The organism is Butyrivibrio sp. NC3005, from assembly GCF_000424545.1.
Classification (GTDB): Bacteria; Bacillota; Clostridia; order Lachnospirales; family Lachnospiraceae; genus Butyrivibrio.
Genome location: NZ_AUKC01000053.1, coordinates 1 through 25,608, shown reverse-complemented (window position 1 = coordinate 25,608; position 25,608 = coordinate 1). Strand labels below are relative to the sequence as shown.

Below are 25,608 nucleotides of genomic sequence, written 5' to 3'. Positions count from 1 at the left end.
CTAAATCTTCGGCTGTACGGTAAAGATGTTCTTTAACATCTGACTCTATATTGCCAATAATGACCTTCTTACGATACTTGGTGCACCATACTATATGGTACTGTAAGCAGTATACATGCCCTCTACCATGTGTTGCATCTGATTTTATTGTAAATATTCTATCTTTATCCATGTCTATATAATACCATACGTAATTAGCAGAGTCAAGAAAAGGCGGCGCACACTCATGACTAAAGTCACGAGTGTGCGCCGCCAATGTTATCAAATCCTTTATTATCTAACATATTGTCTCCTTTTTCTTCATACCATATTCAATATACATTACCAGTTTCACTTACAGCATCGCCTCGTCATAACCCTTTGACTTTAGTACTGTGCACAAATCCCCAAACACATCTCCGCAAATCCTAAGCTCCAGCTCCTGTCGGTGCTTCAAATGATTGATTAGGCTGTCGGCTCCGGAGACACCATATTTCTTTGCATAGGGCGATTCATCAAAATATGTGATCATAAGTGGGAACCAGAGCTCGTTGCCCTTGTCGTCGGTTCTTTCCTTTCTGATGACATCGATGTTTGCAGCAATATCTTCAGCCTCAAGGTAGAAGATACGAATGTTTTTTCCTGAAAGAGCAGTTCTTACTTCTCTGTAAAAGTTCAGAATCTGTTCATCCGACAAAGTCCTGTAAAGAATCATGTCCTCAACGATATTCTGAAGGAGAGAGCATTCAAATATCATCCGATCACCATTCCACCTGCCATATCTGCCAAGGACAATTCCCTCAAACTCCTCAAGTGATCTTCGACCGTTATAGATTTCATACTGTTCAAGATCCCTATGGAATCCCTGAACGTCAGTTATAATCTGAGTGTAGCAGATGACCATTTTCCCGTTTTCTTCAAAACTTTTTTTCTCTATCCGATGCCTTAAATCCTGGTATTTATCAAGTATTTCATCATATTTAGCCTTATCCACATAGGCACACCAAGCCAGTTCCACCGGAGAATAGTCCCCCTCACGAAGAGCTCTATGGTCGGGATATTTATTCGATAACTTCTGCACCAGCGTGCTCTTTCCGCTTCCCTGTAATCCTTCAATAAAATAGTTCATATTATTTCAGTCCCTCCTCTGTTAATGTGTATACCTTCGTACAAACCTCATCAATATACTTTCTGTCGTGAGAGATGCTTATCACTGCTCCGGGAAAAGAAGCTATCATTTTTCGGATTACAGGTCCCGACAGCGGCGAGAAATTTCTCGTTGGCTCATCCAGGACAAGTACGTTGGCATCGGACAGACTCATCTTTAAAAGAAGTACCTTGGCTTTCTGGCCACCTGACAGCTCCCTGATAGGATGATCCATCTCATCAGGTGTATACTTAAGGGAGCCAAGATACGTTCTAATGCGTGTTCTTACCGCCTTATCCCCTGTGTCATCAAGATACTCCACCGGAGTAGCATCAAGGTCAAGCATATCCTCATAATTCTGCGGCATATACTGTGCTCTTATGTCCTTCCTTGATAGAAGCTCATCTGCCATCTTTTTAAGAAGCGTTGTTTTTCCTACTCCGTTAGTACCTACAATGCAGATTTTCTCCGGGCCTCTTACTCTTAAAAAGATATCACGAGAAAGCTCTTTGCCCCCATCCGGCGTTCTAAGTTCATCCAGTGAATACTCGATAACAGTCTTTCCTGCCGGCATCCTTGCCGCCTCATTTCCAAGCTTGAAGAAGATCGCCTCCTCCTGCTCCGGCATTTCTGTCATGTTTTCATCCATTTTTTCAAAGCGCTTCCCCATTGCCTTAACGGTATGCATCTTATCCTTCAGGTTCTTTCCCGGCGCATCTCTGGCGCCTTTTGATATATACGTAAGTGCATGATCAACGCTGTCATAAACTCGCCTGAACTTTTCATCACGAATTTTCTTTTCCCTGCGATCACTAAGTGCCTGCTGCTCCTGACGCTGGAAGTTATCAGTCCTTCTTTTTATATAGTTCTCGTAATTGTCTTTTACAATCGTATATCTTGACTTGGTTTTCCGCATTATCTGTTCCAAATGAATGATAACATTGGCAGTGTTCTCTATTAGTGTTTCATCATGCGAAATATAGAGAACAATATGCTTCCAGTCCTTTATCAGATTTTCCAAAAGCTCCAACGTACCTATATCAATATCGTTTGAAGGCTCGTCCATCAAAAGAACTGTCGGCTCATCCATAAGAAGTCTCATAAGCTGCGCCTTTACCTTCTCACCACCGGACAGGCTCCCCATTATCTGGTCACTATAAAAGAACTCTGATGGAACCTGAAACTGACTAGCCATTTCGGATAGTTCCTTTGGTGTCTTACCAAAAAACAACGTTCCTTCTGAAAAATACTCGTACAAGGTTTTGACTCTGTCGCATTCATTAAGTTCCTGAGGTAAATACCCCAAAGACTCCCCTCCTGTTATCCTTTCACCACTGCACTCTGTATATGCCTCTGCAAGATTTGGATCATATATCCACTTCATAAGCGTAGACTTTCCATTTCCCTCTTCTCCTATGATCACAGCTTTGTCCCCATCATTTAATACCATATTGAATTTATCCAGAATAATTCTCAGATCTTTGAGATGCGTTATAGTAAGGTCTTTTATCTGTAACATTTTTCCTCCTGCATACATTTTGCGTAAGCTGCGCATGAAAAAAGCCTATTCCGCATACGCAAAATAGACTCACACAAATAGACCTACTATAAGTATATAGAAATAAAATAGGCTAAGAATGTATGATAATCCAGTTTAAGCGTACACAAAATAGCTGCCTTGGCAGCATTGTCATTACTGATAGTGTTCACTCAAGCTAAATTATCTAATAATCATTCCTTCACCTATGCGATTAACGCTCTTTCTTTTTTATTTACAAAAACTATGCTATCACCAAAAGATTTTTGATGCAATCCCAAAATGAATTTTTTTGCAGACAACTAAACTCTTTCTCGCAATAAAAAAGAGGCATCCATTTTGTGAATGCCTCCTATTACTCATAACATATTAAAATGTTTCAGCGCCTCAGTAATAGCCTTCTCCTTTTCTGGTGTTGTTCCCGGCTGTCTGCTATCTTCAGACTTCGGCTTATTATAATTCTCTCTTTCAATAATTCCGTTCTTTCTCTTGATCTGGGCTATGTTCAGGTTAGTAACATGTATTCCATACTTTTCCTGTACCCAATCCCTTATCTCATCATAGGTAGCTCCATCCTTGAAACCATCAGTATCCATGCCCTCTAATGAGAATTCAACCTTGACTTTCTTACTGGGTATTTCGCCCTTGGAAAGCAAGACAACCGTCTCATCGGACAATTGATTGTCCAAACTTATCTTCATATCATGTTCAATGATTGGAAGCTTGAACTTAATTGACTTGAGCCACTGCCCGTTTGGCTGCCTTTCCTCATATACATTAACTTCACTGACAAGTTGTTCAATGAAATCCCTACGCTCAACATCTGTCATTCCATCAATGAACTTATCAAAATATATAAGTGCTTTATAGATGTTATCTGCTGATATTTTATCAGCCATGACCGTCTTTTTCTTGGCTCTAACTTCAATAATAAGCTCTTCTGTATATTCTATCTTATCATAAAGCTTGTAAAGACTGTCCTCAAGGTCGGTTTTCCTTCTTTTGTAGTGTTTGTCATCTACATCAAGGCTGTTTATATCGCTTAAGATAATGTCTTTCCTTGAATTACATTGTTTAAGCTGCTTCTCATAAGTCTTAAGTTCTGCATCAAGTTCAGATACATCAACCTTCATTTTAATTTTGTCCCTCATGAAAGTAGCAAACTTATCATTATTTACAAGATTGCTAATTGTTTCGATAACTGCTTTATCCAAAAGCTCTTCATTGATCTGCTTGCGATAATCACATTTATACCCTCTATAGAGCCCCCTGTGTTTGCAGCCATAATAATAGAAATGTTTGTAGAAAGTGCCATCCTTACGCTTCTTGGTACATTTATTGGCATACATACCTGCACCACAAACAGGACATTTCACAATAGAAGAAAGTAAATGTACTGTTTCATCCACTGTACGGTTGTAGCGTTTGTACTTATTAGCCATGTCTTTTCTTTTAATCTGAGCCTTTTCCCACACTTCCTCTGAAACGAGTCCTTCATGGATTCCGTCTACTAATAGATAATTATCTTGTTCTACTCTATGATATTCGTTTCTAGTTCCATGCACTTTTTCAGTCTTGTTCCTTCCATATGCTATTTTACCGCAATAGATCGGATTCTTTAAAATGCTCTTTATAAGCGAAGCGCTGAACAAAGGAGTTGCACCATGCGTCCTCATTTTTCTCTCGAAGCCATGACTGTCAAGATATTTGGCGACACCAACAGCGCCAAGGTCTGTATTAACATACTGATTAAACATTTCCCTGACAGCAGCGGCCTCTTCTTCATTTATTATAAGTTCGCCATTTACAAGACTGTATCCGTATGGTGCAAATCCGCCATTCCACCTGCCTTCTCGCGCCTTCTGCATACGCCCTTCCATGGTTTGGACTCGGATATTTTCCCTCTCAATCTCTGCTACAGCTGACAATACGGATATCATCAGTTTCCCAGCTTCTTTAGAGGAATCAATGCCATCTTCAACACATATAAGGTTAACCCCAAAGTCCTGCATCGTCTGAAGGGAGGATAAAACATCAGCTGCATTTCTGCCAAATCTTGAAAGTTTAAACACAAGGACAAAGCTGACATCATCTTTTCCAATCTTAATATCTTCTATCATGCGATTGAAAGCCAGTCGTCCTTCTATGGACTTACCTGACTTTCCGGCATCTTCATATTCTCCGGCGATTTCATAATTATTATAATCGCAGAAGGCTTTCATTTTGTTCTTCTGTGCGTCAAGAGAATAGCCATCAACCTGCATCAAAGTAGACACTCGAGTATAAAGATATACCTTTGTTTTCATAGCCTTTCCCATAATAATCTCCTTCAAAATGGTTAGCTGCCTGTCTTTAAGCCAAGGTCACAAATTGTGACCTTGGAGCAATCACACTGAATAGTTGTTTCCAAGAAGTAACTTATCAATTACCGGATGAATTACACTCGTATCAGTAATAGCATTTATTGCGCATAACTTCTTTCCTGCGTCTTTGCTGGATGCACCACAATGATACACTTTTTCAGACTTTGTATTGTAATCTATGATAATCAACCTATCATGACAATCAGTATTATGCTTTATCTCAAGCAACGGATATTGATTATTAAAATCGTTCACAACAGCAGAAGTTAAAAAGCCCTGTCTTCCATATCCATTTTCCGTAAACAGAGTCACATTAACTCCTTTACCCTTTTGAGAAAGTAGCTGTAATGTCTTCGCATTAACATAATCATCAACAACATAAATGGTTTTCTTTGCCATTTGATAGATATCTATATATGCTACATCTGCCTCAAATTTCTGTCCTTTATATATTACAAAGTTTTTGTAATCATCTTTTAGAACAAAGTTTTCATTAATCGCATCTATACTGTTCTGCATTTTCTCCAATGTGCTATCTGTCTTAGCTCTATGATCATCTAGCCCAGCCACCTTAACAGATATATCCGTTATTCGCGCATTTATCATGTTTAATTCAGAACTTGTAATAAACTGCTGATTCTGCCTGATGTAATGGCGCATTTCCTTGAAAGTACGCATGATGTATATACTCTGCTGAATAGCTAATTCTCCCTTCAATACAGCTACAAGCATATAAATTCCCTGTTCCGTAAATGCATAAGGATAGTATTTTATATTTTTTCCGCTGACATTTTCATCATACAAGGTCACAATTTGTGACCTTGGACTAATTCCTTGTTTTTCCTGATAATATATTTGTTCCAGAATACTATTAATATCCCCTTTCACTGTTTGGAACATAAAGTCATCAGGGAATCTTTTCTTATTACGTTTCACCTGCTGATTAAGTGCCTTTACAGTATATCCGTAAAATGCAGCCAGATCACAATCAAGCATGATAGGCTTACCTTGCACAACAAACACGCACTTCTTAATATCTTCAGCTGTCAGAGATGGAATCAACCCGCTTTCCACTTTTTCATCTTTTTCATCTTTTTCCAATAGATGCCTCCATTCCCAACTTGAACTTCCAAATTGGAATATCAAGTTTACATTTTTTCCAAATCATCAAGTTTTTTTAAAGTCTTAAGATACATCTCAAGCCTTTTCTGCTGATCAGTAGACAATCTGTGATATTCAAGAATGATTTCCTTATCATGAAAGCTAAAATCCAATTCCCGGTTATAATGTTCATCATAATTGTCATCAATCCCCTTGCCGGTAAGAAGCTGCTCCGGCGTTATATCCAGTGCATCACAAATAATCATTATCTTATCCGCCGAGGGATTGGTCTTCTTGGTCTTCCAATCGCTGATAGTACTCCCGGAAAGCCCCACCATCTTTCCAAAAGCACTCTGCGATATGCCTCTTTGCTCAAGTATCTTAAATATTCTCTCACTAATGATCATTACATGCTCCGTATTTACGAACAAAATATTTTTCGCCACTACGTCTATCCTACCATTAACAGAACACATATTCAATCGAATTATGATAGGATTTGCTGATTCTTTTATTGATATTCTTCATATAGCATTTATAGCCTTTTTCAATATTTTTCCTAGCTATATACGCATGTGGATCAGGCAGGTCATCCAATCCCACTTCATCAGCATATTTAGCAATGATATTACCCAAGAACTCTGCAAAAGAGCTCCATTCATCTCTTTCCTCAACAATTACTGTCGCATTTTTGCTCATGTCCATCCTCCTTGAAAAGAGCCGGCATAGAAGCGGTAAACTCACTTCGTAAACCGGCTCAAAAAAACTTTTTTCCAGTTACATACTGTGAAAACTTTTTAGTTTTCTCAGTTTATCGGTTTATCAGTTTACGTTTCATTTGAAGGGAATCTCCATCTGCTCCGTAACCTGGACAAAACCATCAGGATTCTCCTCTACAGGAGGAGTCCCTTCCCTCTTCCAGCCTCTCTGCTTCCCGTAATCAGCAAAGTTGTGGGAAGTGACCCTCTCCCAGCCGGGAATGTTATCCATGATATCCGCAATGATCCTTGCTTCACCCTGCTTGGGCTTGTCAAAATCCCTATTATGCTTAAGAGCTTCGTAGTAAAGCATACTCACGCATACATGGGTTTCTTTAGTCGAATCAAGGAAATCCCGAATCTCTGTCTCCATGGGATCCTCTGGTACAAAATCTTCCTGCAGGATTTCCAGCTCCTCCTTCATCTCTTTGGAAAGAGTAAGAGAATAGTCTCCGGACTTGTAGACTACCATCATTTCAGCCCACATCTGCTCAATATACTTTCGTGAAGCCTCCTCATCATCAAGGATGTGAACCTCAGCCATACTTGCGTGACACTCTACCGGGATAAACCGCCTGTTGCCGGATTTGTCCAGCGGAAGGAACTGCCTTTTATTGGAAGTTCCAGCAAATACGCACTTTCGGGGATGTTCAGTTGCATATTTGTCATAGCGGATTCTGTAGACATCAACCTGCCTTGTAATGAATGACTTGATCTCCTCTGCGTTTACAGCCCTGATTGCTGCCAGCATCTCCGCCATCTCAATGATCAGATGTCCTTGTAATTTTTCAAAAACATCTTCGCCATCCAGTTTCTTCACATCATCAGTGAAGTATCTGTCTGATATTGCGAGAAACCTTAGGAATGTTGACTTGCCGCCTCCCTGTCCACCAACAAGGCAGAGCATATAGTCAAACTTGTGCCCCGGATCATACACCCTTGCTATTGCAGCCAGCATAAAAATCTTCAGAGCCTGATAGTTTAGCTCCGTAAGATCAGCTCCAAGGAAATGGTGCAAAGCATATCTGACCCTCGGTTTACCATCCCAGACCAGAGACTCCCAGTAAGCCTTGATCGGATGATAGGGATTATCAAAAGAAACTGTCTTGATTGCCCTCTCTATCATTCTGTCAACCTTAAGCCCGTAATTGTTTTCAAGATACGTGATAATATTTGCCACATCCACATCTGTGAGCGCATCTGCTGTTCTTCTCCATGGCATCGGCTTTATGATGTCCACCCTTTCATTCAGTTCATTAAACCTGATGGCATCCTTAAGAACCGGGTCTTCACGGAGTGCTATCTTGCAGTTATTATTGGTCTGCTTTGGAATCCCCTTAGCATCTGTTTCCAGCATCTGACGGACAGCCTGTCTCTGCTCGGCTACCTCATCTGCAGCGGTATCGATATCCCCAGCTTTATTATCAACCAAAGCTCGCCTCTTAAGCTCATCCATGAATTCTGAAGTCAAAAAGACTGTTGCCATACGGCTTATCTCTTCTTCAGTCAAATTGTTTAATTCGTTCCCCAATACGCCTAATCTCCTCTCCATAAGTTTCTAATACATCCAGTTGCTTATTTCTGTCCCCAAAGGTCAGATCATCAAGCAGTTCGTTAACAAGGTCCAACTCTCCCAGCGCTTCCACGAAAAAAGGATGCCAATCGGCATCCCCTACATCCTTGGTTTCTGGCTCATATTCTCTTTTCCACTCCCATAACAGCCGGTGGTACTTGGATAAGATATTTATTGCATCCCGCCTCAAGACATCAAAGGCTCTTACTACATCCTTCTTGAGCAAAAGCTCTTTTTCCTTCCGGATCCATTCCTGTGTTTTTGGCGGAGAGCTTTTATCTTCTCCAATCTGCAGGCCTATCCCAAGATCCTCGTTAAGTTTTTTTGCAGCTGTGATGGCAGACAATCCAAAGTAGTTAGCAACAAAATCTGTTGCATCTCCATCCGCTCCGCAGCCAAAACAGTGGTAACGCCCATCCACCTTCATGCTCGGATTCCTGTCATTGTGGAACGGGCATCTACACATTCCTTTGCCATCCACCCTGATTCCATAATGAGTAACAGCATCATAGGCTGTTACCCTTTCCTTAATATCATCAAAAATGCTCACCCTGGATACCTCCCTTACCTTCCAATGTCATGTTTCTTACTTCTTGAAGACCTCTGTAATTCTCTTTGCCTGTTATCACGTTCAGCCTTATTCCTTGCTTTTTCAAGAAGTTCGTTGATGCTTGGCTTTGCTTCGTAGGCTATCTCTCTGACATACTGCTTCTTGACCGAAGCTGCTGACAGCCTTGCTTTCACAGCTGTGACAACTCTATCCTTAATTTCAGATAGTTTGTCCTGAAACCTGGTAAGCTGGTCGGCTACAACCTTCCTTATAGGCTTTGGAACTAATCCGCCAGTTTCCATGATCTGTGTCTTAAGCCTGCCAATCTCTCTGGAGCCTTCTATCCTTACACCATTTGCTATTTCATCGACCAGTTTGTCGCAGGCCTTTTCATAAGCGATATCAGAGACCTTATCAACAAGTCCTTCAACATCCTCGATCTCAAGCTCCAGATTTTCTTTTCTGTCCAGAAGTTCCTCGATCTGACTTGTCAATGCTTCATTCTCCCCTCGAAGTCTTTCATTGTCAGCCCGGCACTCCTCGTTACTGATTGCCAGAATATTATTTTCAGAAAGAGCCGCCTCATATTTACTCGTCAATTCCTCAAGGTCTGCATTTAGCTTGTCGATGACATACTCCTTTTTCTCCTTATACTTCTGCCCACCATATATGGGTTTTTCATCAATCTGAAGGCCATGTTCTTTGCAGGTTTCCATAAAGAGCTTCCTGCATTCGGCATCAAAACTCATCTTCCTGTTGTTATACTTTCCCGGCTTTTTATCCGGATCAGGAAGTTCAAATCCAAGTTCCTTAAGTGCCTGTTCCTGCTTGGGCTGTCTCTCACCATATCCATTTACCACATCAAAGACGTGCCTCTCATGGATATGCGGGGTGCTTTCATCCAGATGCAGCGCCCAGTCCAAGATGTGAAAATGCTCTCCATATCTTTCCTGCATCTTGATTAAGAACTCCACTGCAACCTCAGCCAGAACTTCATAGGAAACATGCTCGTCTATGTTTCCTATCTGGTAGATTGTTTCCTCAGGACAGGTCTTCGGATTCATCCTAAGATCATCCGTAGTTCTGTTACGCTCGGGATGCCTGGCTTCGGTGTTCCTTTGGTTCTGCCCTTCGACATACCCTCCATAAACCAGATTGTAAAAAGCCTTTTCAACATCCGTAAAGGAATTGGCATTTTCTTTTAATTCCTCATGCCTTACGATTTCCCTGTCAATGCAGTTCCAATACAGGTTGTTTCTTGTAAGCTCCTTCTTAAGTTCTTCTGCTTTTTCAAGCTCGAACTCTCTATCATTGTGTTTGGGATTGTAAGCTCCATGAGCTCCGGATCTCCCATTATGCCTTGATACTCTCATCTGTAAAAACTCCTCCTATATAATAAATCGATAGTTACTATAGTTCTGGTAAAAACTTTGTCAGCGGCGGCGCACCGTCTTCAAGGGCTACATAGGCCCAAGATGACAAAAAATACCCAGTACGATGTGTCGCAGTCGACCACATCTACTGGGCGGGGCTTCGCCCTCGACCTGACAAAGGGGCTGTGCCCCTTGACCCCCTTTCCGCGAAAATGCGTGCACTCATTTTCACATTTGATAATGGCCAAATGAAAAGTCATCAGTCTGCTATCGAAACTGATGACCATTCATTTACTCACTATCAAATCAGAAATCTTCTGCGGTCCTTCTTTGCCTCTTCCTTAAGCTTTTTCTTAAGGTGCCGTCTCCCCTCATGCTTTCCTGACAAGTATCCTCTAAGATCATTTTAGCCATTTAGACTGTTTTGGGCTTTGTCGTTTTTGCCACCCTCGGCTCGCTCCGTTTGCCAGACATCATCGCTTAGCTTTCTATTCCCCCGGGTTAGGTATCCATTTGGAACGTTCATTCAGTTTTTCTAACTTTATTAAAAACCAAATGAGCACCGTCCCTTCCTATACACGAAACGTCGTTTTTTATCTTCAAAGAAATATAAAAACGACATCTCGTTTTGTGATATGATATTGATTTGTAGAGGGAAAGAAGTTATGGAATCAGTTAATGTAAGACTTAAAGATGTAAGATACATGAGCGATGAAAAGCTCACGCAAAAGGATGTTGCCAGGATGCTTAACGTTCCGGCTTCATCCATAGCAGAATATGAAAAAGAAGGATACTACGTGCCAAGTAATATCCTTATAAAATATTGCCAGACCTTTAACGTATCTGCCGATTATCTTCTGGGACTCACTAATAATCTCAAGCAGCCAAACTTTGGTATTCATGAGCTTGGTCTTTCTGATGCCGCCCTTGATAAACTCCGAAACAGGAAAATATACCCAGAGCTATTATCCGAGATAATAGAGCATGAGAAGTTTGACGATATGATGTTGGACGCAGCAGTATATGTGGATGGATTCGCAGATGAATCTGTTCAGAGATATAATACACTCATGCAGGTTGGACGTGCCAAGCTTAAGCACTCCAATCTGAAGTCATTGGATGCCAAGAAAGACCTTCTTGCTCTTGATTATGTTCAGATGAATCAGGACTATCTTTTCTCCGGAAGGATGGGCGAAGCGCTTAAGAATATCCTTCATGATATAAAATTCCGCCACAAGGATGATTCATCAACATCAGATTATCAGAATGGTGAATCAGACTTCAAAAATCTGATTGCTTCAACCGCTGATATTCTGGAGAAGAAAGATAAGAAGGTAACTCTCGGCCAGGTAGTCAGGACGATGTTTTTAAATATGTTACACATAAAAAATAGCGACTCCAATCTTGACAGAGTCGCTAAAATCGGTGTTGATGAAGATTTTGATAACCTTGTAAATCAGTCTCCAATTGTAGAGCCGGATGACAGGAAACGTCGGAGAAAGAAATAAAAGTTTTCTTTAATATTCCCCAACATCAGTTTTTTATCTTTAGAACAGCAACGTAATCATAAGCTATCTTTGCTCATATCTCGTTTCTCCCCACCAATAAGGAATCAGTTCTTTAAGCCGTATAGTTTCGCGTTTTTCATAGTTCATTAATATTTCTATTTCTCCACTATTCTTGGATAATTGCATCATATACTCTCTGCATGCACCACATGGAGCTCCAACACCCCCATCTTCAACTACAGCTACGATCTTATCTATTTCATGTTCACCGTTAGTTATCATATTTGCTATAGCATTTCTCTCTGCACACATACCAAGAGTACTCGCAGTATCTATGCAGACTCCTACATAAATATTTCCTTGCTTTGTTAGCAAAGCTGCAGCCACTCCTCCAGCCTCTATAAAAGGCGAAATCACTCGATTGTTCTGCACTCTACATGCTTCCTCATATAATTTTTCCCAAATATCCATTTCCCCTCCTTAAAAATCCATCTCTGCAAATAATCCATAATGATCACTAGCTGCAAGATTTGTCACTTCTGATATCTTAGTACCAAATATGTCACAATTCTTTAATTCTGGTAATTTCTCAGGATAAGGATTTTTAAGTAATATCCTGTCAAATCTCTGATTAAGTTCGATTGTATTTTTGCTTTCTACTATACCCCAACGAGGATTATCACGAAAATTTAATGTTGCTAATAACCTAGTGCCATTGATTTCTGTATATGCTTCAGCCAGATCAAAATAATAAGCATCTTCCCCTAAAAGAGATTGCTGATTTGTCAAAAAGCGGTGAACTGCAGATTTTTCTGAGCAATTGAAATCTCCCAGTAAAATGACATAATCTGCTTTTATTGTTGAAATATACTCCACAATCTTTACTATAGCTTGTTCCCGCAGTGAAGGTCTATCCCATGGTAGATGAACATTTACAGCAAGTATAGCCAAATCACTCACATGTATAAGTGAAGCTAACCCGTAATTTACTTCCGTGGATTTCTCAATAGGATGCTTGCATAATATTGAAATTCCTTCTTGTTCCTTCCAATTTGAATACTTATATCCACACTGTTCGGAAATATCATCATGCTTTTTCCTGTCTGATACTTCCTGCAAACACATAATATCAGCATCAACATTCTTTATCTCATCTATTAGATGTTGAAAACGCATAGGCATACCACTATCACTATCCCAGATGTTATAAGTAGCAATTCTCATAAATCTTTTACTCTCCAATCTACATCACAGTTTCTTCGCTCTCACCATAAACATAAGCTCAGTAATATCTTCTTTTTGACATTCCATATATCCATCAAGCACAAAACCGCAACGTATCAAACCTCCTAGGTATTCTTCCATGGAATGACCATATTCAATCCATTCTGAATCGTCATAATCTTTTGAACACCAAGGCATTTTATGTACAGCTTTATAATATCCACCATTTTCATCATCAACGAAGTCACAAAGATAGTTGACAGGGCTAGGAGCCATTATGATAAACTGTCCGCCATTCTTAAGAACTCTGTGACACTCTTTATAAACCAAGGATAAATCCGGTATATACATTAGAGACGGCGGATTAACAATTAAATTAAACGATTCGTCAGCAAACATGGATAAATCGCACATATTTCCTTTTACGATTTCTATATCCAGTTTCTCTCTGTCTGCAATCTCTCTATCCTTATCCAGCATCTTATTAGAGATATCAATAACCGTCACTTTTGCTCCTGCACAGGCTAAGATCGGTGCCTGCAGTCCTCCTGCACCAGCAAGGCAAAGAACTCTTTTCCCCTTTATACCCTTTAACCATTCCGCAGGAACTTCCTTATCATAAAAATGCAGAATAGGTCTGCCATTTTTGGCTGAATTAAGTTCTTCACTGGTTGCAGAAGAAGTCCAATCTGCCTGATTCACAACTAAGTTATCTATATTTTCTTCTACTTGTTCATAAACATTTTTCAAACTTGTTTTCTCCATTTCAAATACTCTCTGAGCGCTGCATCTTCCCTCTGATAGGAGCCTCTCTGTTCTTCACTGACAGCTGCATATGATTCATGTTTTGAAAAAATCTCTACAGCCTCTTCAAACGGAATCCATTCAGGTCTTACACCACGGCTCTTCTCTGCTTCCGTAAGCTTCATATGACCTTGTCCTATTACCTCGCAAACGTAGTAATAACCGGTATAACGGTATTCCTCATAATACTCATTCATCTCCAGAAACTGATGCATGGGTCTAACGATATAACCCGTTTCTTCCTCAACCTCACGTATGCAGCATTCCTCAAATGTTTCCCCTTCTTCTCTTCCACCACCAGGAATCAGCCACCATCCTGAATTTATCTCATGCGTAAGTAGAATCTGTCCATCTTTTACAATAATGCCGCGGCTTCCCTCTCTTACTTTGCTGTATGTTTCAAAACGATTTGTCCCAAGAATTTCAACCTTCTTCATATCATAATCTCCATTTTCAGTTATTCTTAATTCCAATAGCTGTAAATTCACCTGGGAACCTCTCATCTTCCCATGAAGGATGTTCATCAAATTGCCTTATTTCAAAGCCATTCCGAATCATTGAATTCAGTATTTCACTTATGGTATATTTCCTGTAACTGCACTTGGGTATATTCTTTCTCGTTTCTTCGTCATAGAAGCGAGCATGTGCCATCTCACCCTCAAATATATCTGTCGAAAAATAGCTCATTGTTGGCTGCTGAAGATTAAGGCTATCACTAATCTTTGTAAACGGATGGAAATCACTGCAAATTATCTTTCCTCCCGTCTTCAGTACTGAGTTCATCATTTTCATAAACTCATCTATATCATGAAAATAGTGAAGAATTCCGCCTTCAATAAATACCACATCAAAATATCCGGAATACTTTTCGAGATTTATTTCAAGGATATCGCATACCTCATAGCCTACATGAACATTTGCGGCATTTGGTACTTCCAAAGCATATCTCTTGTTATCCTCTGAAATATCAAAGACAGTCACTTCTGCGCCAAGAAGAGCAAGCGGAATAGCCTTTTTGCCGCATGAACCACAAATATTTGCAACTCTGACACCTTCATAGGAATCAAAATAGTCTGCATATCTTTTCAGCATACCTTTAGGATCCTGCAAATCTTTCTTAGCTCTTTCTTCAGGTGTGCCTGATGATTTAACTCAAAAATCGTAAGCATTATACTCCCATGCCTTCTTATGCTGTGCGCTGTAATCTCTCATTCCGGTCTCCTCCAATGTCGTAGAATCAAAAAGACATGCGCTTCCTTTCTCAGAAAACACATGCCTCCATTATAACACAGCCATCATCTGCATTACATCTCAGATATTGCTTGTTTTATATCATTTTAAAATGCTTAAGAGCCGCTGTTATGGCCTCTTCCTTCTCTTTTGTACAATTAGGCTGTCTGCTGCTATCAGACTTGGGCTTATTGTAACAGTCACGTTCTATTATTCCGTTCTTTCTTTTTATCTGTGCTATGTTGAGATAAGTTACATTGAAATCATAGACTTCCCTAACCCACTCTTTTATCTCATCATAGGTAGCTTTGCTCTCAGCCTTAGTCAGATCCAGCTCATCCATTTTAACTTCGACATCAACATAGCTCTTAGCTTCATGGAGTTTGGACAATAAAACGACCGTCTCCACATGTACTGTATGCGGAAACATATCAACTGGCGTAACTTCCTCTATCCTATATCCACCATCTACTAGTATTCGTAAATCTCTTGCCAAAGTTGCGCTATCGCAGCTAACATACACGATTCTATTTGGCTGCATATCTAGCATAGTATCAAGCGCTTTTTGATCACATCCTTTTCTTGGTGGATCGATTACGATTACGTCTGCCTTTATCCCTTCTTCATATTTTTGTGGAAGAACTTCTTCTGCCTTTCCGACGAAGAAATCGGCATTCATTATTCCATTTCGTTTGGCATTATCTTTGGCATCTTCAATTGCCTGCGGAACAATCTCAACTCCATACACATGTCCCGTTTTTCCAAATTTTCCCGCATTATCCTGAAGATATTTAGCCATAGATAAACTGATCGTACCAATTCCGCAATACAAATCCCATATAATAGGTGCGGTTTCACCATCAGCTTTCAGTTTAGATAGAGCTGCATATTCAATTGCCTTATTATACAATTTCTCACACTGGACAGGATTGACCTGGTAAAACGACAGTGGTGATATTTTAAAAGTAAGTCCGCACAAAGTATCTTCAATTGCGCTTTCTCCCCAAAGAGTATGGATTTCAGTTCCCAGTATAACATTTGTTTTTTCTGTATTAATTGAAACTGATATACTGCTCATTCCATCTATTTTTCTTAAACCATCAATAAGCTCTTCCTGGTTTTTGAAAAAAACACTATTTTGGGCCTTTCCTTTATAATTTATGACAAGGCATACCATTATCTGACCACTAACAAATCCTTTACGAATCAGAACATGACGAACAAGCCCATTTCCGCTCACTTCATCATACGGCAAGACCTTATTATTCTTCATGTATGAAAGAATTATTTGAAGAATATCTTTGTTTTCATTAGTGCCAAGATAACATTCTAGGTTCTCAATAATACAATGTGTTCTTCCTGCATAAAATCCTGCTATTGGATTTTTCTCTTTATTTTGTCCTATCGGAAACTGAGCTTTATTTCTATAATGATATGGATTGTCCATTCCGATAATAGGCTTTATAACTTTCGTAATTTCCTCTTCTTTAAAGTTTCCGATTCTAATAAGATTATTTTTCACTTTATTAGACTTAAATTCCAGTTGGCTTTCATATTTCATGCCCTGAATCTGACATCCGCCGCACTGTCTTGAAACTTTACACTTTGGATCTACTCTTACCTGTGAAGATGTTACAACTCTATCAAGGTGAGCATAAGCATAATTCTTCTTAGCCTTCATGATACTAGTAGATACTTTATCGCCAATAACTGCATCTTTCACGAAAAGAGTATATCCATTTACCTTACCTATTCCTTCTCCATCATTTCCAATATCAGTTATTTCAACTTCAACTATATCGCCTTTTTTATAGAATGATTTGTTATTCTTTTCCATTTCTATCTCACATTTCCTAAATAAATCTTTTAATCCCAGCTTAGTCTGTGAAGTTCACCTTCTTTTTCAAGATTTGAAAAATTCTGCTGCCTAAGTGCCTCATACAATACAATTGCCACAGAATTCGAAAGATTAAGTGATCTTACATCATCACTCATCGGAATCCTTATACAATGTTCCTTATCCTGAACAAGATATTCCTCAGGAATACCTGCGCTTTCCTTACCAAACATTATATAATCATTCTCAGAAAACTTAACCTGTGTATAACACTTTTGAGCTTTTGTAGTAGCCATCCACACTACTGCATCCGGATGTTCTTCTCTGAATTTCTCATAACTTATGTGGCGTTCTAGTTTGAGTTTATCCCAATAATCCATCCCTGCTCTCTGAAGAGTTTTCTCATTTAATTTAAATCCCAGTGGTTCAATTAAATGAAGAGTTGAATTTGTTGCAACACATGTTCTTCCTATATTTCCAGTATTAGCCGGAATTTCTGGCTGATGTAATATAATATTCATTTTTTATGTTTCTAATCTCCTTTTTCATCCATTATCTTGGCTTTAGGAAGTGAGAAAACAAACTCTGTTCCTACTCCAACTGTACTGATTACGTTAATATTCTCGCCATGAGCTTTTATTATCTCTTTTACAATTGAAAGTCCAAGACCGGTTCCTTTTTTGTCCTTTCCTCTGGACAAATCAGATTTATAAAACCTGTCAAAAATAAGTTTCTGGTCTTCTTTAGGAATACCTATTCCTGAATCTTTAACAGACACAAAAAGCTTATTCTTTTTCTCAGTTGTTTCAACTTTTATTATTGCATCATTGTGGCTGAATTTAATCGCGTTATCAATGAGATTATAAAGTACCTGCTGAATCTTGCCCATATCAGCATTTACTATCATTTCATCATCAGTAAGAACCAGCTCTATCGCCACTTTTTTTGCTCTGCAGGTTCCTTCAAAAGATGCAGCAGTATCTCTGATTATCTTATTTAAGTTAAAATCAGATTTTTCAAGCATTACTCCGCCGCCAAGATTATTAAGCGTCAATAGTCCGTTAGTAAGCTTGGTCAGTCTTTCGGTTTCATTGATTACAACTCCCAAATAGTGTTCATACATATCCGGAGGGATTGTTCCATCCTGCATTGCCTGCAAATAGCCTTTTATTGATGTAAGCGGCGAACGAAAATCATGTGACACATTTGCGATAAATTTTCTTTGATCATCTTCGCTTCTTGCTATCTCACCTGCCATATATGAAACCGCCGCCCCAAGATAACCTATTTCATCATCGCTATCCGGGGTAAATTTGTAATCCATGTTTCCAGCAGCATACTGCTCTGTTGCAGTCGTAACTTTTTTCAGTGGTATATATACAAGTTCTGTGAAAAAGATAAGTATGATACATGACAAAAGAAGAAGTATGATAAGAAGTATATATGAAATATTAAGTGTCTCATTTGCTTCCTGTCTTACTGCACTCATTGGAGCGTGTATTACTACATATGCCTGAACTTTATAGTTTGCGGAAATTGGAGCTATTACTGATAGCTCTTCTTCCTGAAATGAGCCAAAAAAATTCCCTACTACATAATTTCCTGCACCTGTTACTGTAGGGTCAAATCCCTTAACTGATTCATCCGAATCTTCCTTCAGAACTCTTGAAGAGTCGATAATAAGACGCCCCGAAGGATTTATTATCCATATCGTGGCATCTGTATATCTTGATAATGTCGTTAATTGTTCCTGAACTGTTGAAATTGTTGTTTCACTATTATACATGTCCAGAGCATAGGTATTGGCAATTTGATTGGCCGCAGAGTTAAGGTTATCTGCTCTTTGTCTTGTAATATGCTCTAATGTCATATTCGAAATAACTGTTCCAACTGCAATAAATCCAAAGACTGCGAACAAAACATATGCAATTAAAAATTTAAGATAAAGTGACCTTTTCATTACATTTACTCTCTGTATTCGAATTTATATCCGATACCCCAGATTGTTGCGATGCGCCATTTTTCATGGTCTTTAATTTTTTCTCTCAGTCGTTTAATATGAACATCAACTGTTCTGGTATCTCCAATGTACTCGTATCCCCAAATCTGATCAAGCAGCTGTTCTCTAGTAAACACATGGTTTGGAGAGGATGCAAGGAAATACAAAAGTTCAAGTTCTTTTGGCGGCATCTCTACTCTATTACCCTTGTATGTTACTGAATAGTTCGTCATATTAATTTCAAGATCAGGATATTTTACTGCCTTGTCGTTAGATTCTTTCTTTGGCTGTGGCGCAGCTTTATAGCGTCTAAGAACAGCTTTTACTCTTGCCACTAGTTCTTTGGAATCGAATGGTTTCTCCATATAGTCATCAGCACCCATTTCAAGGCCAAGCACTTTGTCAAAAACTTCACCTTTTGCTGACAGCATTATTATAGGTACTTGAGAGTGTGATCTAACCTCTCTGCATACTGCATATCCATCCATTCCAGGCAACATTAAATCAAGAAGTATCAAATCAGGATTAAAGCTCCTTACCATCTCAAGAGCTGTTTCTCCATCACCTGCTATCTGTGTTTCGTAACATTCTTTTACTAAATACAAAGAAATAAGATCAGCAATGTTACTGTCATCATCTACTATCAGTATTTTCTGCTTAGTTACCATAATTTTCTCCCTCAAAATCACGCGTCCAAATTTTAAACTTACGCTATTATTTGAACGTAACTATTGTCACACCGGCATCTCCTTCACCATATTCTCCCAGTTTAAAGCTCTTTACATACGGAATCTGACGAAGTCTCTGCCATACTGCTTTTCTAAGAATACCAGCTCCTTTTCCGTGAACAACTCTGACAGTAGGTAGATGTGACATATATGCACTATCAAGATACTGTTCCATTGTATGAACCGCATCATCAGAATTCATTCCGATAAGATTTACTTCGCTATGAATTTCTCTTCCTCGTGACAAATCAAGGCGTTTTCCCTGTTCCTTGGCGCTAGAACTTGATACACGGTATTTTTTCTTAAGCTCTTTCTCATCTTCTGATTCGATAAGAACTATGTCCTTTATATTAGTTTTAGTTCTGATAATACCGCACTGTACGAACATATTTCCAGATTTATCAGGCTTACTTGATACAGTTCCCTTAAGTCCCATAGAAACAATTTTTACAGAATCGCCTAGTCTTATCTGACTTTCTTTCAATACTTTGTGTGTAGGCTCCGTATTCTTATATGCAAGCTTTTCATTCTTTTTGGAAATCTTCTCGTTAAGCTTACTTCTCTTTCTGTCAAGCTCCTGAATACCAGCATCTTTTCCGGCTTTTCTAAAGTCTCTGATTGTTTCATCGGCAACTTTTTTTGCATCGGCAAGAATATCTCTTGCTTCTTCATTAGCTCTTCTAATGATGTCTTCTCGTGAAGTATTAATCTTCTGAGTTTTCTGCTCGAGTTCTTTTTTTAGTTTCTCTACTTCAATTTTATATGTCTGTACCTGAGCACGCTCTTTCTCAGCAAGTATTCTATTTTTCTCCAAGTCACTAAGAAGATCTTCAAAGCGCTTATCATCTGTATTTATCTGCACTTTAGCAGCTTCGATTATTCTGTCCGGAAGTCCTAGTTTTGAAGATATTGCAAATGCATTACTCTTTCCCGGAATTCCAATAAGAAGTCTATAGGTCGGTCTAAGTGTCTCGACATCGAACTCGCAGCTTGCATTTTGCACTCCTTCTTTTGAAAGTGCATATACCTTTAGCTCACTATAATGAGTAGTTGCCATTGTGCAGATTCCTCGTTCGTGGAGATCATTCAAAATGGCAATTGCAAGTGCTGCACCTTCTGTTGGATCTGTTCCTGCTCCGAGCTCATCGAAAAGACAAAGTGAATTCTCATTTGCATTCTCTAATATTTTCACTTCGTTTGTCATATGCGAGGAGAAGGTCGAAAGAGACTGCTCAATACTCTGCTCATCACCTATATCTGCATACACTTCATCAAATATTGACAATTCTGATTTATCCGCAGCTGGAATGCAAAGTCCAGACTGCCCCATCAATGTCAAAAGTCCTACTGTTTTGAGTGTAACCGTCTTACCACCTGTATTGGGACCTGTGATAATGAGCATGTTAAAATCGTCTCCAAGATAAACATCAATTGGGACTACCTTCTTTTTGTCAATAAGCGGATGACGGCCTTTTCTTATATTAAAAGAATGATTATTAGACATAATAGGCATAGTTGCATTCTGTTCAAGTGCAAGCTGTGCTTTTGCAAATACAAAATCAAGTTCTGTCATTATCTGACAGTCATACATAAGCGCTTCTACATATTCGCCAGTCATAGCTGATAGTTCTGCAAGTATCTTCTCTATTTCTTCCTGTTCCTGCAAAAAGAACTCTTTTAGTTTATTGTTGAGTTCCACTATAACCTGAGGCTCTATGAAAAGAGTAGAACCTGTTGAAGACTGATCGTGAACGATTCCAGGAACCTGAGATTTGTACTCAGATCGAACCGGAAGACAATATCTGTCATCACGCATGGTAATAACTGTATCTTGCAGGTAGCTGGATAATGAACCATTAACCATGGAATTTAGTCTATCGTGAATTCTATCTCCTGTAAGTGCAATGCTACGTCTTATATGTGAAAGCTGAGGGCTTGCATCAGAAGAAATCTCATCTTCTGAGACAATGCATCTTCTGATTTCCTTTGAGACTACAGTAAGCGGTTCTAGACCTTCGAACAAATCACTTAATGAATCTCTTCTTTCATCCTCTTTATCTCTTCTACCATATTTTTTAACTCTATTAACATTATCTAAAAGGTTTGCAATTCTTAAAAGACCTGAAATATCAAGACTTGCACCGATTTTTAAAGCCTTGATAATTCCAGATAAATCTGTATTGGAACCAAAAGAAGTGGATCCCTTCTGGAATATTCTTGCTATTGCATCAGAAGTCTGTGTAAGTGCATGATTTATATCCGATAAATCAGTCATTGGATGAAGCTTTCTGCACATTTTCTTTCCTGGTTCTGAATTGGCATGTGTTTCTAATCTTGAAATAATCTTATCGTACTCTAAAATGCTTAAAACTTTCTCATTCATCTGTTATTATCTTTCTATGTGTAAGTAAATAGTGTGTTATGATAATTGTAGCAAATATCGAACAGGCATTCGACACTTATACCATATAAAATTTTGGTCTGGTACGGTTACCTGTTTTCCCGATGAAAACAATAACCTATATTATTATACATGATTTTGACGTCAAATAATAAAAAGATAATAACAAAGGAGGCTTTATGTTTGAAAAAGATGAACCCAAAAATAAAGATGCAGGTCTGGAAGAATCTGAATCTTCCAAAAAAGATTTAACTGACGAGGAAGGACATCCCTTAGCGAATACTGATTTTATCAGTGAAAAAATAAAATCACGTCCTATCAACTCCCAAAAACTTTTAAGGCGTACTATTATCACTATTTCCATGGCGATTTTATTTGGAACAGTTGCATGTTGTACATTCCTTATTCTTGAACCATTACTTAATAAAGCTCTTATCCCTGCCACATCTTCCAATCAGGTTTCTTTTCCTGCAGAAGATGCAAGTTCTGAGATTCAGAGAAAAGACCTTATAGAAAGCGAAGAGAAAAAGGCTGCTGCAGATGCTGCAAGCGCCAAGGCAAGTGTTACAGAGACTGCCGAAAAAGAAGTAAAGGCTGCACTTCAATCTTTCAAAATAAGTTCCGAAAACTACGTTTCAATGTATGACTCATTAAAAAAAGTGGCTTCTGATGGTGAAAAGAGTATGGTAACTGTCACTGTTCAGACATCAGGTACTGATTGGATAAATGAATCTCTTACAAGAAGTGATGCAGTATCAGGTCTTATCGTGGCTGAAGCCGGAAATGAGTATATTATCGCAGCATTCTCCAACAAGATAACAAAAGCTCAGAAAATGCAGGTTACATTCTGTGACGGATCAATTGTAAGTGCCAAATTAAAAGCAACTGACAATATAACAGGGCTCTCACTTCTAAGCGTTGCTGAGAAGAATGTTTCTGAAAAAACAAAAGAAGAAATAAAAATTGCAGCCCTTGGTTCTTCCTCTTCTTCTGAGATAGTCGGAACTCCAGTTGTTGCAATAGGATCTCCTACAGGATCTCCAAACTCTATCGGTTATGGAATTATAAGCGGTACTCCATCAACAATCGATTTATCTGACAGTGCCTATAAACTACTTGTTACCGATATGTACGGAACTCCTGCTTCTAATGGAGTAATTATTAATCTAAACGGTTCTGTTATTGGAATGATTAATATGAGCTTTAATTCTGAAAATCAGAAAAACATGATTTCTGCAGTAGGTATTTCAGAATTAAAAAATTTGATATCAATGCTTTCAAATGATACATCAAGAGGCTTTTTGGGTGTACATATTTCTAATATTCCTGATACTGTAAGAAGTGCAGATTCATCCATTCCTGAAGGAATATATGTCACACAGGTTGATACCAGTTCTGCTGCCATGGATTCAGGAATTCAAGCTGGGGATATCATTGTTTCAATCAATAACAGTGCAGTTACTAATACTACAGAGTTTCTAAACGAACTTCAAAAACTTACAAGCGGAAGCCACGCAGACATTGTACTAATGCGTCAGAGCACAAACGGATATAATGAACTGACAATTCATGCATCATTAAATTAAAAATTGTTGTTGCTTCACAAGCTGTACGAATCTATCTCTAACACGTTTGTACGTACCTGCTGTAAACACCAACTAAGTCTTGCTTGAACACAAATGTTCGAGTAGAATAGAATATGTTTTTTATTTATTTTTGTTTATTTTCAAATGATTAAGAGGTTATTCATGAGATTTATAAAAGATATTAAACCAGGCGATCGCCTGACTGATATTTATTTCTGTAAGGCAAAGACTCCTGCCACTACAAAAAATGGCAAGCCTTATGACAACGTTACTTTGCAGGACAAAACTGGTACTGTAGATGCTAAAATATGGGAGCCAAACAGTGCTGGAATTGACGATTTCGAAGCAAAAGATTATGTAGAAATTGTCGGAGAAGTCACAAGTTTCAATGGCGCTCTTCAGGTCAACATAAAGAGAGCCAGAATCTGCCGCGAAGGTGAATATGATCAGGCTCTTTACATGCCTGTTTCTTCCAAGAACATAGATGAAATGTTTAATGAAGTTCTTGCTCTTTGCAAGAGTGTAAAAAATGTTTATTTAAACACATTACTCAAAAAAGTTTTCGTTGAAGACAAAGAACTTGCCGCAAAGTTCAAGGTATCTTCTGCTGCTAAATCAGTTCACCATGGATTTATCGGAGGTTTGCTGGAACATTCACTTTCCGTTGCAAAGCTCTGCGATTACTATTGCACTTCCTATCCTATGCTTAACAGAGATCTTCTTATTACAGCAGCTCTCTGCCATGATATAGGAAAGACAAAAGAATTGTCTCCATTCCCGGACAACGATTATACAGATGATGGAAACTTCCTCGGACATATAGTAATGGGTGCTCAGATGCTCCATGATGTATGTTCAGAAATTGAAAACTTCCCACCTCTCTTGGAAAAAGAACTTCTGCACTGCATTTTGTCCCATCATGGAAAAATGGAATTTGGATCTCCTAAAACTCCAGTTCTCATGGAAGCTGTAGCTCTTAACATGGCTGATGATACAGATGCAAAGCTTGAAACATTTAGAGAAATAAGAGAGAAAGCCACAGAACCAGGCTGGATGGGTTACAACAGACTGTTCGAGGCTAATCTTTACGATACAAAGGTTCAAGACTAATAATTCTTCACAGAAACAAAAAAGTATAGGTTATTGATTTTCCTGATGAAAACAATAACCTATACTTTTTTGTTTTATATAATCTGTTCTGATGTTTGTATATTTCGTCGCAGACACGCTTCCGCTTGATTATAAACGTAATGGTTCTTATGCGCTAAAAAACAGCGCATAAGAACCAACGTTTATAAACAGTTCTGCTCATGAAATATTACAAGCCATCAGAACTAATCTAATTAGTTCAAATAACAAAAAGTATGACTTCTTGTCACTCATATTCAGAAACTCGCATTTACTGCGAGTTTCGTGAGAACAAAAGTCAAGCGGCAAACTGGTCCAAAGCGAAGCCTTTTTTAATGGCCAGTTTGCGTAGTTTTTGGAACGCAGTGACAAAAATCTATGACTTCTTGCTGAGATTTAGGATAATCATCAGCAAGAATCCTGCTTCGCAGGACAAAATTTCTCTTGACGACAAATTTTGGTCTGGTACGGTTATTGATTTTCCTGATGAAAACAATAACCTATGACTTCTTGCTGAGATTTAGGATAATCATCAGCAAGAATCCTGCTTCGCAGGACAAAATTTCTCTTGACGACAAATTTTGGTCTGGTACGGTTATTGATTTTCCTGATGAAAACAATAACCTATAATTTCCTATCCATTACTTCATTAATCCTGCCATTACAAACACCAGTGGTGAATTCCAATAAATAGTTATTTCATTCAAAGAATAGCAATCGATGTGATCTAAATAACATTTCATAGGAGCTGAATCTTTAGGAACTTCTTTTGCTCTTTCATC

General features: G+C 38.7%; 24 protein-coding genes. 3 read left to right on the top strand and 21 right to left on the bottom strand.

Annotation, left to right across the window (positions count from 1 at the left end):
* The 10 genes from G634_RS20920 to G634_RS0112990 form a co-directional block, all read right to left on the bottom strand.
* Positions 1-172 (bottom strand): transposase (locus tag G634_RS20920; RefSeq protein ID WP_196805372.1); only part of this gene is annotated, 172 nt, incomplete at its 3' end.
* A 162-nt stretch (positions 173-334) separates the two neighbouring features.
* Positions 335-1,108 carry a hypothetical protein gene (locus G634_RS0113035; RefSeq protein WP_026505658.1) on the bottom strand — a complete coding sequence of 258 codons (774 nt, stop codon included), beginning with the start codon at positions 1,106-1,108 and terminating at the stop codon, positions 335-337.
* Between the two features lies 1 nt (position 1,109).
* Positions 1,110-2,645 (bottom strand): ATP-binding cassette domain-containing protein, encoded by a 1,536-nt coding sequence (locus G634_RS0113030; protein ID WP_026505657.1) that lies wholly within the window; start codon positions 2,643-2,645, stop codon positions 1,110-1,112.
* 377 nt (positions 2,646-3,022) lie between these two features.
* Entirely contained in the window at positions 3,023-4,981 is a 1,959-nt protein-coding gene (locus G634_RS0113025) for a recombinase family protein (protein ID WP_026505656.1), read from the bottom strand.
* 69 nt (positions 4,982-5,050) lie between these two features.
* Entirely contained in the window at positions 5,051-6,127 is a 1,077-nt protein-coding gene (locus tag G634_RS0113020) for an ORF6N domain-containing protein (RefSeq protein WP_035800056.1), read from the bottom strand.
* 47 nt (positions 6,128-6,174) lie between these two features.
* The gene (locus tag G634_RS0113010; RefSeq protein WP_026505654.1) at positions 6,175-6,534 is read right to left on the bottom strand and encodes a helix-turn-helix domain-containing protein; all 360 of its coding nucleotides are present in this window, start codon (positions 6,532-6,534) and stop codon (positions 6,175-6,177) included.
* 55 nt (positions 6,535-6,589) lie between these two features.
* Positions 6,590-6,826, bottom strand: a complete 237-nt coding sequence (locus G634_RS0113005) for a hypothetical protein (RefSeq protein ID WP_026505653.1) — start codon at positions 6,824-6,826, stop codon at positions 6,590-6,592.
* Positions 6,827-6,961: 135 nt separating this feature from the next.
* Positions 6,962-8,242, bottom strand: coding sequence for a VapE domain-containing protein (locus G634_RS0113000; RefSeq protein ID WP_026505652.1), 1,281 nt, complete (start codon positions 8,240-8,242; stop codon positions 6,962-6,964).
* A 145-nt stretch (positions 8,243-8,387) separates the two neighbouring features.
* Positions 8,388-9,008, bottom strand: a complete 621-nt coding sequence (locus G634_RS19215) for a CHC2 zinc finger domain-containing protein (protein ID WP_051233982.1) — start codon at positions 9,006-9,008, stop codon at positions 8,388-8,390.
* 14 nt (positions 9,009-9,022) lie between these two features.
* The gene (locus tag G634_RS0112990; protein ID WP_026505651.1) at positions 9,023-10,381 is read right to left on the bottom strand and encodes a hypothetical protein; all 1,359 of its coding nucleotides are present in this window, start codon (positions 10,379-10,381) and stop codon (positions 9,023-9,025) included.
* A gap of 665 nt (positions 10,382-11,046) precedes the next feature.
* Here G634_RS0112990 and G634_RS20475 point away from each other — a divergent pair.
* The gene (locus tag G634_RS20475; RefSeq protein WP_051233980.1) at positions 11,047-11,889 is read left to right on the top strand and encodes a helix-turn-helix domain-containing protein; all 843 of its coding nucleotides are present in this window, start codon (positions 11,047-11,049) and stop codon (positions 11,887-11,889) included.
* 63 nt (positions 11,890-11,952) lie between these two features.
* Here G634_RS20475 and G634_RS0112980 read toward each other — a convergent pair whose 3' ends face one another.
* The 10 genes from G634_RS0112980 to G634_RS0112935 form a co-directional block, all read right to left on the bottom strand.
* Positions 11,953-12,360, bottom strand: coding sequence for a cytidine deaminase family protein (locus G634_RS0112980; RefSeq protein WP_026505650.1), 408 nt, complete (start codon positions 12,358-12,360; stop codon positions 11,953-11,955).
* A 9-nt stretch (positions 12,361-12,369) separates the two neighbouring features.
* The gene (locus G634_RS0112975; protein ID WP_026505649.1) at positions 12,370-13,113 is read right to left on the bottom strand and encodes an endonuclease/exonuclease/phosphatase family protein; all 744 of its coding nucleotides are present in this window, start codon (positions 13,111-13,113) and stop codon (positions 12,370-12,372) included.
* Between the two features lie 24 nt (positions 13,114-13,137).
* A complete protein-coding gene (locus tag G634_RS19205) occupies positions 13,138-13,878 on the bottom strand; it encodes a class I SAM-dependent methyltransferase (protein WP_051233979.1) in 741 nt (246 codons plus the stop codon).
* Positions 13,860-14,405 (bottom strand): NUDIX hydrolase, encoded by a 546-nt coding sequence (locus G634_RS20470; RefSeq protein WP_051233977.1) that lies wholly within the window; start codon positions 14,403-14,405, stop codon positions 13,860-13,862. Before G634_RS20470 ends, G634_RS19205 begins: the two co-directional genes overlap by 19 nt.
* Positions 14,371-15,009 (bottom strand): class I SAM-dependent methyltransferase, encoded by a 639-nt coding sequence (locus tag G634_RS19195; protein WP_242826817.1) that lies wholly within the window; start codon positions 15,007-15,009, stop codon positions 14,371-14,373. Before G634_RS19195 ends, G634_RS20470 begins: the two co-directional genes overlap by 35 nt.
* A 235-nt stretch (positions 15,010-15,244) precedes the next feature.
* Positions 15,245-16,984 carry a 23S rRNA (uracil(1939)-C(5))-methyltransferase RlmD gene (rlmD, locus tag G634_RS0112955; RefSeq protein ID WP_026505647.1) on the bottom strand — a complete coding sequence of 580 codons (1,740 nt, stop codon included), beginning with the start codon at positions 16,982-16,984 and terminating at the stop codon, positions 15,245-15,247.
* Between the two features lie 29 nt (positions 16,985-17,013).
* Entirely contained in the window at positions 17,014-17,505 is a 492-nt protein-coding gene (gene trmL / locus G634_RS0112950; RefSeq protein ID WP_026505646.1) for a tRNA (uridine(34)/cytosine(34)/5-carboxymethylaminomethyluridine(34)-2'-O)-methyltransferase TrmL, read from the bottom strand.
* Between the two features lie 11 nt (positions 17,506-17,516).
* On the bottom strand, positions 17,517-18,944 hold the full coding sequence (locus G634_RS0112945) for a HAMP domain-containing sensor histidine kinase (RefSeq protein WP_026505645.1): 1,428 nt from the start codon (positions 18,942-18,944) through the stop codon (positions 17,517-17,519).
* A 5-nt stretch (positions 18,945-18,949) separates the two neighbouring features.
* Positions 18,950-19,651 carry a response regulator transcription factor gene (locus tag G634_RS0112940; protein WP_026505644.1) on the bottom strand — a complete coding sequence of 234 codons (702 nt, stop codon included), beginning with the start codon at positions 19,649-19,651 and terminating at the stop codon, positions 18,950-18,952.
* Positions 19,652-19,697: 46 nt separating this feature from the next.
* Positions 19,698-22,094 carry an endonuclease MutS2 gene (locus G634_RS0112935; protein WP_026505643.1) on the bottom strand — a complete coding sequence of 799 codons (2,397 nt, stop codon included), beginning with the start codon at positions 22,092-22,094 and terminating at the stop codon, positions 19,698-19,700.
* A gap of 197 nt (positions 22,095-22,291) precedes the next feature.
* Here G634_RS0112935 and G634_RS0112930 point away from each other — a divergent pair, with 197 nt between their 5' ends.
* Together G634_RS0112930 and G634_RS0112925 are read left to right on the top strand one after the other, a co-directional pair.
* On the top strand, positions 22,292-23,698 hold the full coding sequence (locus G634_RS0112930; RefSeq protein WP_026505642.1) for a S1C family serine protease: 1,407 nt from the start codon (positions 22,292-22,294) through the stop codon (positions 23,696-23,698).
* A 162-nt stretch (positions 23,699-23,860) separates the two neighbouring features.
* Entirely contained in the window at positions 23,861-24,808 is a 948-nt protein-coding gene (locus G634_RS0112925; RefSeq protein ID WP_026505641.1) for a 3'-5' exoribonuclease YhaM family protein, read from the top strand.
* Between the two features lie 659 nt (positions 24,809-25,467).
* On the opposite strand, the gene G634_RS22165 is transcribed toward G634_RS0112925, so the two are convergent.
* Positions 25,468-25,569, bottom strand: a complete 102-nt coding sequence (locus G634_RS22165) for a glycoside hydrolase family 9 protein (RefSeq protein ID WP_242826818.1) — start codon at positions 25,567-25,569, stop codon at positions 25,468-25,470.
* Positions 25,570-25,608 lie beyond the last annotated feature (39 nt).